Origin of the sequence: Herbaspirillum sp. RV1423 (assembly GCF_000577615.1) — a bacterium.
Taxonomy (GTDB): domain Bacteria; phylum Pseudomonadota; class Gammaproteobacteria; order Burkholderiales; family Burkholderiaceae_D; genus Herbaspirillum.
The window spans coordinates 1-13413 of the sequence record NZ_CBXX010000062.1; the positions used below are offsets into that span (position 1 = coordinate 1).

8 protein-coding genes are annotated in these 13413 nt (G+C 60.7%); 6 read left to right on the forward strand and 2 right to left on the reverse strand.

All coding sequences use genetic code 11. From position 1 onward, the window contains the following. Window positions 1-1918, reverse strand: a 1918-nt coding sequence (locus tag RV1423_RS30260; protein ID WP_155835335.1) for a DUF4157 domain-containing protein, incomplete at its 3' end; no start/stop codon positions are given. Window positions 1919-2562: 644 nt separating this feature from the next. On the opposite strand from RV1423_RS30260, the gene RV1423_RS27330 reads away from it, so the two are divergent. Genes RV1423_RS27330 through RV1423_RS27355 form a run of 6 tightly spaced genes read left to right on the forward strand, consistent with a single transcriptional unit; the run spans window position 2563 to window position 12722 of the window. Further along, window positions 2563-3777: an MdtA/MuxA family multidrug efflux RND transporter periplasmic adaptor subunit gene (locus tag RV1423_RS27330; protein ID WP_034303781.1), complete on the forward strand. Its 1215-nt coding sequence runs from the start codon at window positions 2563-2565 to the stop codon at window positions 3775-3777. A 4-nt stretch (window positions 3778-3781) separates the two neighbouring features. Beyond that, window positions 3782-6991 carry an efflux RND transporter permease subunit gene (locus RV1423_RS27335; RefSeq protein WP_034303782.1) on the forward strand — a complete coding sequence of 1070 codons (3210 nt, stop codon included), beginning with the start codon at window positions 3782-3784 and terminating at the stop codon, window positions 6989-6991. Further along, a complete protein-coding gene (locus RV1423_RS27340) occupies window positions 6988-10110 on the forward strand; it encodes an efflux RND transporter permease subunit (RefSeq protein ID WP_034303783.1) in 3123 nt (1040 codons plus the stop codon). Before RV1423_RS27335 ends, RV1423_RS27340 begins: the two co-directional genes overlap by 4 nt. Window positions 10111-10115: 5 nt before the next feature. Further along, window positions 10116-11588 carry an efflux transporter outer membrane subunit gene (locus RV1423_RS27345; RefSeq protein ID WP_051517006.1) on the forward strand — a complete coding sequence of 491 codons (1473 nt, stop codon included), beginning with the start codon at window positions 10116-10118 and terminating at the stop codon, window positions 11586-11588. 1 nt (window position 11589) lies between these two features. Further along, entirely contained in the window at window positions 11590-11907 is a 318-nt protein-coding gene (locus tag RV1423_RS27350; RefSeq protein ID WP_255344242.1) for a phytanoyl-CoA dioxygenase family protein, read from the forward strand. After that, entirely contained in the window at window positions 11904-12722 is an 819-nt protein-coding gene (locus RV1423_RS27355; protein ID WP_051517008.1) for an SDR family NAD(P)-dependent oxidoreductase, read from the forward strand. Before RV1423_RS27350 ends, RV1423_RS27355 begins: the two co-directional genes overlap by 4 nt. 186 nt (window positions 12723-12908) lie before the next feature. Here RV1423_RS27355 and RV1423_RS27360 read toward each other — a convergent pair. Continuing rightward, the coding region (locus tag RV1423_RS27360; protein WP_034303784.1) for an electron transfer flavoprotein subunit alpha/FixB family protein at window positions 12909-13413 on the reverse strand (505 nt) is incomplete at its 5' end.

A 13413-nucleotide genomic window follows, 5' to 3' on the forward strand; every position in this document is an offset into this window, starting at 1 on the left:
TATGGCTAAAGTTTGAGTATGACCGGTCGAGCGGTTTTACCTCGTCGTCGTCATCCCGAACGCTATGGCTAGAGTTCGAGTATGACCGGTCGAACGGTTTTAACTCGTCATCGTCATCCTGTACGCTATGGCTAAAGTTTGAGTATGACCGGTCGAGCGGTTTTACCTCGTCGTCGTCATCCCGAACGCTATGGCTAGAGTTCGAGTATGAACGGTCGCGCGGTTTTACCTCGTCATCGTCATCCCGGACGCTATGGCTAAAGTTTGAGTATGACCGGTCGAACGATTTTACCTCGTCATCGTCATCCCGGACGCTATGGTTAAAGTTCAAGTATGACCGGTCGAGCGGTTTTACCTCGTCGTCGTCCCAGATATTATGACTAAAGTTTGAGTGTGAGTGATCGAGTGGTGTCAGATCGTCATTGTCATTTCGTATGCTATCGTTATCAAGGTCATTGTCCTCGAATGATTTGTCATCATCATCGTCGTATGAGCCTTTTTCTTCAAAGGAGGACTGTGAGGCGTCATCCTCATTGCGTGGATATTTCTCATCTCCACCAGATAGCGATTCGCTGTCGTCGTATCCTTGTACCTTGCGGCTGATTTTTTGTTCGACGTGCTCCCAAGAACGATTCGCAGCGCCAGATCCCTTTTCTCCCCATTTTTTCTTCTTTAGATCTTTTTTTCCTATCAGGCGAGATTTCCCGGGTTTTCTTCCGGTGACGTTATCTATTGCTGAACCTGTGATGAGGTCTTTTCTCTTCTCGTCGCCATTCTTTTTTATGGGCATTGAAAAAATCGTCGTATTTGTAATCGGCCTCTCTCGAATGACGTCGCCTTGGTTGGGATCTTCCGATGGAGTCCACTCGAATGCTTCGCAAACGAACTTTGCGTTGGGCCTGCTTAGCATCCTGTCTGCATACACGTTCACTGAATAATAGACGCCGTCTATCTGATCGTCGACCAAAGCTGCCTTGACATCATTCTCCGCTGTTATCTTATGTTGGCTATTGGCTTGTTCCGTAATTGGAAACATATTCGGGGGGAGCCCAGGCCCACCGGTGTTGCCATTTATAAGGTGTCCTCGCACCATATTTGGATAGGAGGCGTGTTTGAACGCTTTCATCGTCGCTGCCATACCGGACGGCGTCGACCCTTTTTTAGTGTCGGCAGGATCGAGATAAGCTTCTGCCGACTGTCCGATATTTTCCGACAATCCATGTTTCTCATCATAGACAAAAGGCGCTGTCTCTAACTTGATAAGCGTCTTGAGCTGTAGCGTCCCGGTTGACCGCTTCGGTCCGGCTGCCGACTCATGCACAGGTCCATCGTGTTTTACGTGGTTCCGAAGCCCAGACGGAGCTTGCGCCAGTGCGCGCGCACCCATAGCATCCGCCTCCACCTCCAGACCGGCATCATTGTTGAACATCGTGCCGTTTTTCATCTGTAACGTGGGGCGCACCATGCCGCGAGCTTGCTGTACAACGTGCCATGCTTCGTGAGGTAGATGCTGTTCTTGTCCTGGTGCCACGTGGATCTCATTACCCTGTGCATATGCGTGAGCGTTCAATTGCGTCGGTTGCGGCGAGTCGTAATGGACCCTGACGTGGCGCATGCTCATGCCTGACAGCGATTCGATACCAGCCCTGAGATTGTCTGGAAGCCCGGTCCTGTCTTCTTCCTTTGGGACGGGACTTGTTTCTTGCGATGCGAGACCGTTTGCCAATGATTTCAGTTGCGTCATTGTCTGTGAACGGGGACTGCTACCGGCCACAGTTTGCATCACTCTATGTGCGCCAAATTCCGGACGATTATCTGCAAATTGGAAGGTGCCGGATTTGCCACTTTTCCCTTCGATGGCATTATAAAAAAGTGATTGATTATTGTCTTTTTGTATCTTTTTTTCGAAGGTACTCATTGGAACCGATCTTCTTCTTGTTAAGAATCCCAAAGCGCTATCGCGAAATACCGCGAGCACTTGCGACGCTTCCCCGTAAAGTATGTTTCGTCATTGCGATACCTGCGGATAGCTTTCCAGACTTTAGCAGAATGCATCGACTTCATGAGTGGTTCGACGTTCTGCGGAGCTATCTGTACGAGATTGGTCCACAGTTCGACGATGAGCGCTGACGCGCAAGAAAGAAATCGACGACAAGCGCATGCTCGGTTCCAAGTTTTTCCACGGCGCTTGCGCACATAGGTTACGGTCATCACGGCGCTCGTATGCCCAAATTGCCGCTGAACGTCTCGAATGTCCTCGGCGGCGGTGCGTGCATCCTCAAGCGAAATCGTCACTGAGGTTAAAAACGAAGTCGGGTTGCCATTGCTTCGTCCTTATCTCCTAACGGCTGTCAAGTCCAAGGATTGCTGCAGCGGTGACGTAAGCAGACTGTGACGAAAGGTAAAAATGCTTAAGTTGCAGAACTTGAAGTCCGACACTGGAGCTGAAAACCGGCTTTTTTAAGCCCTATACATCGAAGCGAACCCGCGAACTGCTGTTCAAAGCCAGGTACGGCGCAGTTCGCCAGCGCTACCCAAAAAAAATACCTGAGCCCCAAGCACATGATCGCCAATTCGCCGACCACGCCATCCCCTCGCTCGAGACGATGGATTGTTATCCTCCTTGTCCTGATTCTCTTGATCGCCGCCTGGTTTGTCCATAGCCGCCTGGGCAAGCGCGCCATGCCCAATATGGACATGGCCACTCCAGTACAGGCCAGCAGCGCCGTCACCGGGGATGTCCCGGCGACATTGACCTCGCTTGGCACGGTCACTGCGAACGCCAGCGTCACCGTCACCAGCCGCATCGACGGTCACTTGCGCGCGGTGTATTTTACCGAAGGGCAATATGTGGAGAAGGGCCAGTTGTTGGCGCAGATCGACACGCGGGCCTACCAGGCCGAACTGACCCAGTACCAGGGCACCCTGGTGGAAAGCCAGGCGCAACTGACCAGCGCCAGGCTCACGCTCGAGCGCTACCAGCGTCTCTATGCCAAGGATTCGCTGGCGCGCCAGGACCTCGACACGCAACAATCCGCCGCGCGGCAATATGAAGGCGCGGTACAGTCCGCCCAGGGGCAAATCGCTGCAGCCCAGCTCAATATCGACTACGGCCGCATCACCGCGCCTGTGGCCGGTTACGTCGGCCTGCGACAGGTCGATCCAGGCAATATGGTGCATGCCAGCGATACCTCCGGTATTGTCACCATCACCCAGACGCACCCAATTGCCGTCAAGTTCAGCATTCCGCAGGCCAACCTCAAGTCCGTGCTGGGGCCGCTGCGCCAGGGCCAGACCCTGCCGGTCAGCACGCTGGAACAGCAGGGCGCCCAGGTCATTGCCACCGGCAAGGTCATGTTCATCAGCAACGAGGTAGATACCACTACCGGCAGCGTGCAGCTCAAGGCCTTGTTCGAAAACGCCGACGATGCCTTGTATCCCAACCAGTTCGTCAATGTGCGCCTGCAGGTCGGCACCCTCAAGGACGCCGTGCTGGTACCGGCGGCGGCAGTGCAACTGAGCGACTCCGGCAAGTTCGTGTTCATCGTCGGCGCCGATAACACCGTCAAGCGCCAGGCCGTCACCACCGGCCCGACGGCGGAAGACGGCCGCGTGGTCATCAGTCAGGGTGTGAAGGCGGGCGACCGCGTTGTCACCCAGGGCATTGACTCTCTGTCCAGTGGCAGCAAGGTCAAGGTGGTGCAAGCGCAGAAGATCGATAGCAACGAACTGGAAAACGCGCCGCGCCGGCGCATGGGCCCACCTCCGGGACGCTGATACCGTGAATCCATCCAGTCTGTTCATCCGGCGTCCGGTGGCGACGCTGCTGCTCATGATCGCAGTGATCCTGAGCGGCGTGTTCGCCTACCGCATGCTGTCGATCTCGGCCCTGCCGCAGGTGGATTACCCCACCATCCAGGTCACCACGCTGTATCCGGGTGCCGGCACGGAAGTCATGACCAGTGCCGTGACCGCACCGCTGGAGCGGCAACTGGGCCAGATGGCCGGGCTGTCGCAGATGTATTCGACCAGTTCGGGCGGCGCCTCGGTCATCACGCTCAAGTTCAATCTCTCGCTGTCGCTGGACGTGGCCGAGCAGGAAGTGCAGGCGGCCATCAACGCCGCCAATTCGTTGCTGCCTTCCGGCTTGCCCAATCCGCCCACTTACAAGAAAGTCAATCCGGCCGACACCGCGGTGCTGACTCTGGCGGCGACCTCGGATTCACTGTCGCTGACCAAAGTGCAAGACCTGGTCAACACCCGCGTGGCACTCAAGCTCTCGCAAGTCTCCGGCGTGGGCCTGGTCAGCCTGGCCGGCGGCCAGCAGTTGGCCATTCGGGTGCGCGCCAATCCGGCCGCGCTGGCGGCGCATGGCCTCACCCTGAAAGATCTGTATAACGTCATCAACAACGGCAACGTTAACGGCTCCAAGGGCGGCTTCGACGGCCCCGCCCATTCGGTCACCATCGACGCCAACGACCAGTTGCACAGCGCCGAAGAGTACGGCGACCTGGTGGTCGCGTACCAGGATGGCCGTGCGCTGATGCTGCGCGAAGTGGCAACGGTCGAGCAGGCGCCGGAAAACCTTTACCAGGCAGCGTGGGCCGGCAGCAAGCAGGCCATCGTGATCAACATCCAGCGCCAGCCCGGCGCCAACGTGGTGCAAGTGGTCGACAGCATCAAGGCCTTGTTGCCAACCCTGCAGCAAAGCTTGCCGGGGGCAGTGAAGCTTGAGATCCTGACCGACCGTACCCAGACCATCCGCGCCTCCATCTCTGACGTGCAGTTCGAGCTGATGCTATCGGTGGTGCTGGTGGTCATGGTGTCCTTTCTGTTCCTGCGCACCTGGTCGGCCACACTCATTCCCAGCGTGGCCGTGCCGCTGTCGCTGGTGGGCACTTTGGGCGTCATGTACCTGGCCGGTTTTTCATTGAACAACCTGACGTTGATGGCGCTGACCATTGCCACCGGTTTCGTGATCGATGACGCCATCGTGGTGGTGGAGAATATCCAGCGCCATCTGGAAAACGGCGACACCCCCATGGACGCGGCCTTCAAGGGGGCGCGCGAAATCGGTTTCACCATCATCTCGCTGACCTTTTCGCTGATCGCGGTGTTGATTCCGCTGCTGTTCATGGGCGACGTGGTGGGACGCCTGTTCCGCGAATTTTCCATTACGCTGGCAGTGTCGATTCTGGTGTCGATGCTGGTATCGCTCACGCTTACCCCCATGCTGTGCGCTTATCTGCTGCGCCATACCCGGCCAGAGGAAGAAGGCCGCTTCGCGCGCTGGAGCGCGAGGGGCTTCGATCGCCTGCTGCGCGGATATGAGCGCAGTCTGGCCTGGAGCCTGGGGCACCAGCGCCTGATATTGCTGGCGGCGGTAGCCACCCTGGTGCTGACCGGCCTGCTGTACCTGGTCGTGCCCAAGGGTTTTTTCCCCACGCAGGACACAGGACAACTGCTGGGCATTACGTCGGCGCCGCAAAACCTCTCCTTCGAGGAGATGTCGCGCCGCCAGCAGGCGCTCACTGCCGTGATTGCGCAAGATCCGGCGGTGAAAGGCATTTCGTCGATGGTCGGGGTCGACGGGACTAACAATACGTCGCTGTCCAATGGTCGGCTGCAGATCGAGCTCAAGCCATTTGCGCAGCGCAACGACCGCGCGCCGGTGGTGATCGAGCGCTTGCGCGCCACCGCCGGGCAGGTGCCGGGCATCCAGCTCTATCTCACGGCCAGCCAGGATTTGAGTGTGGATGACCAGATCACGCCCAGCCAGTACCAGCTCAGCCTGGATACCCCCACTCAGGCCGATCTCGAGAAATGGGCGCCGCGCCTGGTCGAGGCCCTGGTCAAGCGTCCGGAGCTGCGCGACGTCACCAGCAACCTGCAAAACGCCAGTCCGGTGGCTTATGTCAATATCGACCGCAAGGCCGCGGCCCGCTACGGCCTGACGGCAACCGATGTCGATACCGCTTTGTATAACGCCTACGGCCAGCGCCTGGTGTCGACCATCTTCACGCAAGCCAACCAGTATCGGGTCGTGCTGGAGGTCGATCCGCGCTTCCGCCAAGATATATCGGCCTTCGATCAGCTTTACCTGGCCAATGCCGGCGGTTCATCGAGCAGCGCCTCCAGCAACACAAGCAGCGCCTCGTCGAGTTCGTCCAGTGCCTCAACAACCTCGTCGTTGACGTCGAGCAGCTCGACTGCCGCCACCTCCATGGTGCGCTTGGCCAATATTGCCCGTATCGAGGAGCGTGTCGGCTACCAGAGTCGTTCGCGCCTGAACCAAACGCCGGCGGTGATCCTGTCGTTCAACCTGATGCCGGGCCATTCGCTTGAAGACGCACGCCAGGCTGTAACCCAGGTCGTGCATGACATCGGCATGCCCAACACCATTGCGTTGCGTTATCAGGGCGCGGCGCAAGCCTTTGCCTCGGCCACCGGCAATACGCTATGGCTGATACTGGCAGCGGTCGTCACCATGTATATCGTGCTAGGCGTGCTTTATGAAAGCTGGATCCATCCCGTCACGGTGCTTTCGACCTTGCCGTCGGCGGCCATCGGCGCGCTGCTGGCACTGTTGCTGACAAACTCCGACTTCAGCCTGATCGCCTTGATCGGCGTGATCCTGTTGATCGGCATCGTGAAGAAGAATGCGATCATGATGATCGACTTCGCGCTGCAGGCGCAAAACGAGGGCAAGAGCGCCTTCGATGCCATCCAGCAAGCTTGCGTGCTGCGTTTTCGGCCCATCATGATGACCACCATGGCGGCGCTGCTGGGGGCGGTGCCGCTGATGCTGGCCACCGGCTCGGGCGCCGAGCTGCGTCGTCCGCTCGGCTTGGTCATCGTCGGCGGCCTGCTGTTTAGCCAGTTGCTCACGCTCTATACCACGCCGGTGATCTATCTGTTCTTCGATCGCCTGAGCGTCTCGGTCAAACGGCGCTGGGCTGCCCATGTCGTCAGCCGGGGCGAAGCAGCATGAGCCTGTCGCGCCCGTTCATCTTGCGCCCGGTCGCCACCTTGCTGTTAAGCGTGGCGCTGACCCTGTTGGGCGCGCTGGCCTACCGGCTGCTGCCGGTGGCGCCGCTGCCGCAGGTGGACTTTCCGACCATCATGGTGCAGGCCAGTCTGGCTGGGGCCAGTCCGGAAACCATGGCCGCGACGGTGGCGTCTCCCCTGGAGCGCGCCATGGGCCAGATCGCGGGCATCACCGAAATGACGTCGAGTAGTTCGCAGGGCTCGACCAACGTCATCGTCCAGTTCGACCTCGATCGCGATATCGACGGTGCTGCCCGCGACGTGCAGGCGGCCATCAACGCCGCGCGCAGCCTGTTGCCGAGCAGCCTCAAGACCTTACCCACCTACCGCAAGGCCAATCCTTCGGATGCGCCCATCCTGCTGGTGGCGCTCACCTCCAAGACCATGGACAAGGGCAAGCTGTACGACCTGGCCTCAAGCAAGCTGCAGCAGCGTATCGCGCAAGTACAAGGGGTGGGGCAGGTGTCCTTGTTGGGCAGCGCCTTGCCCTCCGTGCGTATCGACCTGCAGCCGCAACAGTTGAGCCACTACGGCATTTCCCTCGATACCGCGCGCCAGGCGGTGGCCAATGCCACCACCAACCTGCCCAAGGGGGAGCTGCAGGGAAGCCGCACGCACTGGTGGATCGATGCCAACGGCCAGTTGACCCAGGCCAGCGACTACAAGGATCTCGTGGTGAGCTACAGCAATGGCGCGGCGGTGCGGCTGTCGGATGTGGCGCATATCTACGACTCGGTGCAGGACCAGTACGTGGCCGGTTATTTCAACGACGAGCCTTCGGTCATGATGAGCGTGACGCGTTCGGCCGGCGCCAACATGCTGGCCACCATCGACGCCATCAAGGCCCAGTTGCCCGTGCTGCAAGAGATGCTGCCCGAAGACGTCAAGCTGAACCTGGCCATGGACCGCTCGCCGAGCATTCGCGATTCGCTGCACGAGACTGAAACCACGCTGGTCATTTCCATCCTGCTGGTGATCGCGGTGGTGTTTGCCTTCCTGCGCAACGGCCGCGCCGTGCTCATTCCCGCAGTCGCCCTGCCGATCTCGCTGATCGGCACCTGTGCAGCGATGTACCTGCTCAACTACAGCCTCGACACCCTGTCGCTGATGGCGCTGATCATCGCCACCGGCTTCGTGGTGGATGACGCCATCGTCGTGCTGGAAAATATCAGCCGTCACCTGGAAGAAGGCGCCAGCCCCATGGAGGCCGCCCTGCAAGGCAGCAAGGAAGTGGGATTCACCGTTTTGTCGATGACCATGTCCCTGATCGCGGTGTTCCTGCCCATCCTGCTCATGGGCAGCATCGTCGGTCGGCTGTTCCGTGAATTCGCCATCACACTGTCGGTGTCGCTGCTGCTGTCCATGATCGTGTCGCTCACGCTCACGCCCATGCTGTGCGCGCGTCTGCTGCGCCCGCATAAGGACGGCGCCCAGGTGTCGCGTCATCGTGTCTACCGCGCCATCGAGCACGCTCTGGACCGGCTCGCGCAAGGCTATGCCGCCAGCCTGGAATGGGTAATGCGGCACAAGCGCCTGACCTTGCTGAGCCTGGTGCTGACCGTGGTGCTGAACGTGTTCCTGTACACGGTGGTGCAAAAGGGCTTCTTCCCCGACCAAGACACCGGCATGTTGATGGGCCAGTTGCGGGCCGACCAGGCTGCCTCGTTCCAGTCGGTGCATTCCAAGCTGCTGTCGTTCAGCAAGCTGATCCGGCAGGACCCGGACGTGGCTGCGGTGATGGCGTCCACCGGCGGCGGCGGCTTCGGTTCACGCAATACCGCCAACTTCTTCGTCAGCCTCAAGGACAGCAGCCTGCGCAGCTCCAGCGCAGTGCAGATCGCCAACCGTCTCTCGCGCAAGGCTTCCGGCGTGCCCGGCGCCTCGCTGTTCCTGATGGCCGGGCAAGACTTGCGCATCGGCGGTCGCAGCGCCAATTCCACTTACCAGTACAGCCTCCAATCGGATTCACTGGACACCTTGCGGGAATGGACGCCCAAGGTCTATGCGGTGCTGCGCAAGCTGCCCCAGCTCACCAGCGTGGATAGCGATTCGCAAAGCGGCGGGCAGGCCGTGAAGCTGGTGATCGACCGCGTGGCCGCGCGCCGCCATGGCCTGGACGTGTCCAACATCGACGACTTCCTCAACAACGCGTTCAGCCAGCGCCAGGTTGCCACGCAATATCAGATGCTGAACCAGTACTACACCATCCTCGAGCTGGCGCCGCAATACACCCAGGACCCGGCGGTGCTGGATCAATTGTTTGTGCTCAACAGCGATGGCGCCGCCGTACCGCTGTCGGCCTTCGCGCGCCTGCAAAGCGCCAGCGCGCCCTTGTCGGTGGCGCACCAGAACCAGAGCGCCACGGCCACCGTCTCCTTCAACCTGGCCGACGGCGTGTCGCTGCAACAGGCCAAGGCGGCCATCGACTCGGCAGTCGTCGGCCTGGGCTTGCCCAGCGCCGTGCATGGCAGCCTGCAGGGCACGGCGCAGGCCTATGAAGCCTTGGTCAAGAGCATGCCCTGGCTGATCATGGCGGCACTGCTGGCGGTCTACATCGTGCTGGGCATGCTCTACGAGAGCTGGATCCATCCCGTCACCATCCTCTCGACGCTGCCTTCGGCCGGCGTGGGTGCCTTGCTGCTGCTGCTTGCGACCAATACCCAACTGACTGTGATTGCCTTGATCGGTATCCTGTTGCTCATCGGCATCGTCAAGAAGAACGCCATCCTGATGGTGGACTTTGCCTTAAACGCCGAGCGCGAACATAACTGGACACCCGAACGCGCCATCCTGGAAGCCTGCCGTCTGCGCCTGCGCCCCATTCTGATGACTACCATGGCGGCCTTCTTCGGCGCGCTGCCCATGGTGCTGCAGACAGGCGGCGATGCCGCCCTGCGACGCCCGCTCGGCCTGGCGATCTGCGGCGGCCTGGCGTTAAGCCAGATGCTTACGCTCTACACCACACCCGTGGTCTATATTTACATGGACCGCATGGGCACCGCCGCCGGACGCTTCTGGCGTAATCGCCGGCGTCGTCCCCCCATACCTGCCAGCGAGAACTGAACGACATGTCTGCGCCAAAACCTTTATTCAGCTTGCGCCAGGTCGCCTTGGGCTGCTTGTTTACCCTGTTGGCCGGTTGTACCGTCGGCCCTGACTATCGCCGCCCCACAGTCGACATGCCTGTCGCCTACAAGGAAGCGGCCGGCTGGAAGCGGGCCGCGCCCAGCGACGACCAGCCGCGTGCCGCCTGGTGGACCCCGTATGGCGATGCCCAGCTCGACGCCTTGCTGGACCAGGTCGAGATTTCCAACCAGAACGTCGCCCAGTACGCCGCACAGTATGCGCAGGCCCTGGCCGTGGTGCGGCAAGCCAGCGCCAGCTTTTATCCGACGCTTACTGCCACGGCCAGCGGCACTCGCAGCAGCAACGCCTCCGGCAGCAGTTCTCGTTCCAGCACGTCAAGTACCTCCAGCGCCGGCGTGTCCAACGATGTGTCGGTGTCAGGCAGCCTGAGCTGGGAACTGGATTTGTGGGGCAAGCTGCGCCGCACCCATGAAGAAGACCAGGCCAGCGCCCAGGCCAGCCAGGCCGACCTGATCAATGCGGTACTCAGTGCGCAATCCTCGCTGGCGCAGGACTACTTCGCGCTGCGCATCCTCGACGAGCGCATTCATCTCTATGAGCAGACCATTTCAGCCTACAGCCGCTACCTGCGCATCATCGAGAACAAGTATGCCGATGCCCAGGTATCGCGCGCGGACGTCGCCCAGGCCCGCAACCAGTTGGAGTCGGCGAATGCCTCCATGCAAGACCTGGCCTGGCAACGGGCCCAGTACGAACACGCCATCGCCATCCTGATCGGCAAGGCGCCGGCCGCCTTCAACCTGCCGGTGGCCATTGGCGCCACCTTGCGCATTCCCGAGATCCCGGTCGGACTGGCCTCGACGCTGCTGGAGCGGCGGCCCGACATCGCCTCATCCGAGCGCGCCGTGGCCAAGGCCAATGCCGCCATCGGGGTGGCCATCGCCGGCTATTATCCCGACCTGAGTTTATCGGCCAGCAGCGGCTTCCAGAACACCAGCGCCGGCAAGCTGTTCACCGCACCTTACCGTTTCTGGTCCATCGGTCCCTCCTTCAGCCAGACTTTGTTCGACGGCGGCTCGACCAAGGCGCAGGTCGATCAAGCCCGCGCCGGCTATGACGCCTCCGTGGCGGCCTACCGTCAGACCGTGTTGACGGCATTGGGAGAAGTCGAGGATTATCTGGCCAAGCTGCGTATCCTGGGCATCGAGAGGGGGGCGCAGGAACGCGCCACCAGCGCTGCCGTCGACTCGGCGCGCGTTACGCGCGACCAGTATGAGGAGGGCAAGATTGACTACCTCGACGTGGCCACCACCGAGGCCACTAGCCTGAGCGCCCAGCAAAGCCTGTGGCAGCTAAAGGGCACGCAGCTCGCCGCCAGTGTGCAATTGATCGTGGCCTTGGGCGGAGGGTGGCATCGCGAAGGACTCGCGGGGAATACGCCGCCTGAAAAATAAAATCAATGAGTCGCCGGCCGGCACGGTCGCCTTCCACCATCCGTTGGCGATCCATGGCTCAGGCGCCAATCGTTCCGGTGCGCCGCGCCGCATCCTGTTCCTGGAATATGCCGCTTCCGATGCGTGGCCCATGTTCTATACGGTGGACTGGAAGGAGTACAACTCGCGGCTGGTGGCCGGACCGGAAACCAGCGAAGTGCGCAGCGAGCCCAACTATATCAAGCTGCCGTTTCCGACCGTGGCCGGCAGTTCGATTTACCGTACCCAGGAGAACATCAATCCGGGCGCGCGTTTTTTTGAAAAGGCGGTCACCGCGTGAGCCAGGATAGCGGTAATCCGGCCCCGACCGCGGCCACGGCGCCGATCGCCGTCGTCACCGGCGCCTCCAGCGGTACCGGACGCGACATTGCCCTGGCGCTGGCCGCCGATGGTTGCGATGTGGCGCTGCTCGGGCGGCGCGTGGATGCACTGAATGCAGTCAAGGATCAGATCGAAGCCATGGGGCGTCGTGCTTGTGTGTTGATGACGGACCTGCTCGATGAGCATGCCATCGCCGCCAGCATGGAAACTTTTTTTGTCTGGTCGGCACGTCGCATGGACATCCTGGTCAATGCCGCCGGCATTCCCGGTCCGCTGGGCGCGCCGGTGGGTTCGTTTGCACTGGCCGATTTCGATGCCGTGATCGCCACCAATCTGCGCGCACCGTTTATTCTGATGTCGCATCTGCTGCCGCTGATGTATGCGAGGAACAGTGGCCGGGTGGTCAATATCGGCGGCAATCACGGCATGCGCGGACGGGCCGGACGCTCCAGCTATTCATCATCCAAATGGGCGTTGCGCGGCCTGACTCGCAGCGCAGCGCTGGAGGCAGGCCAATATGGCGTGACGGTGAACTTCGTCGCGCCCGGTCCGATTGCGGTCGAGCGCATGCGCAAGCGTTGGGCGGAGCGCGCCGAAGCCGAAGGCGTCAGCGAGCAAGTCATCATCGATCAATACATCGCCGATATGGGCGCGGTGCTGAGGCGCCCGAGCGAGACTTCCGACGTCGTCGCAACGGTGCGGTTTTTGGTGGGTGAAGGCGGTCGTAACATCACTGGGCAGGAATTGGTGGTGGATGGCGGCGTGATTATCTAGATCGCTGTTTCGGCAATCGTAAGCGGAAAAAGGGAGGAGCGGATCAATGTGCCGCCCTCCCCGAGATTGACCGGTATGGCAATAACGTCGAGTTTCCCCTTGGGGAAGAAAGAACGAAGAGAACCGCACGCTGTCGAGTGCAGTTCTCCACTTGCCAGCGGGACATTCCCCAAGCGGCAAGTTCCGTCACAGTGCAGCCGTCAGCTCCGGCACGATCTCAAACAAATCGCCGACGATGCCGTAATCAGCCACGGAGAAGATCGGCGCTTCCTCATCCTTGTTGATCGCCACGATCACCTTGGAATCCTTCATCCCGGCCAGATGCTGGATCGCACCGGAAATACCGATGGCGATATACAACTGCGGCGCGACGATCTTGCCGGTCTGTCCCACCTGCCAGTCGTTGGGCACATAACCCGCATCCACCGCAGCCCGCGAGGCGCCCATGGCGGCGTTGAGCTTGTCGGCCAGCGGTTCCAGGATCTTGAAGCTCTCCGACGAACCCATGCCGCGCCCGCCCGAGACGATGATCTTGGCCGCCGTCAACTCCGGGCGGTCCGACTTGGCCACTTCGCGCGAGACGAAGCTGGACTTGCCGGAGTCGGCCACGGCAGCCAGCGGTTCCACGGTCGCGTTGCCGCCGGCGGCGGCCGCATCGAAACCGGTGGTGCGCACCGTGATGACCTTGATG

Bases quoted from the DNA above. Each gene is read 5' to 3' on its own strand.
- RV1423_RS27330 (WP_034303781.1), top strand. From the start codon at position 2,563: ATGATCGCCAATTCGCCGACCACGCCATCCCCTCGCTCGAGACGATGG.
- RV1423_RS27340 (WP_034303783.1), top strand. From the start codon at position 6,988: ATGAGCCTGTCGCGCCCGTTCATCTTGCGCCCGGTCGCCACCTTGCTG.
- RV1423_RS27345 (WP_051517006.1), top strand. From the start codon at position 10,116: ATGTCTGCGCCAAAACCTTTATTCAGCTTGCGCCAGGTCGCCTTGGGC.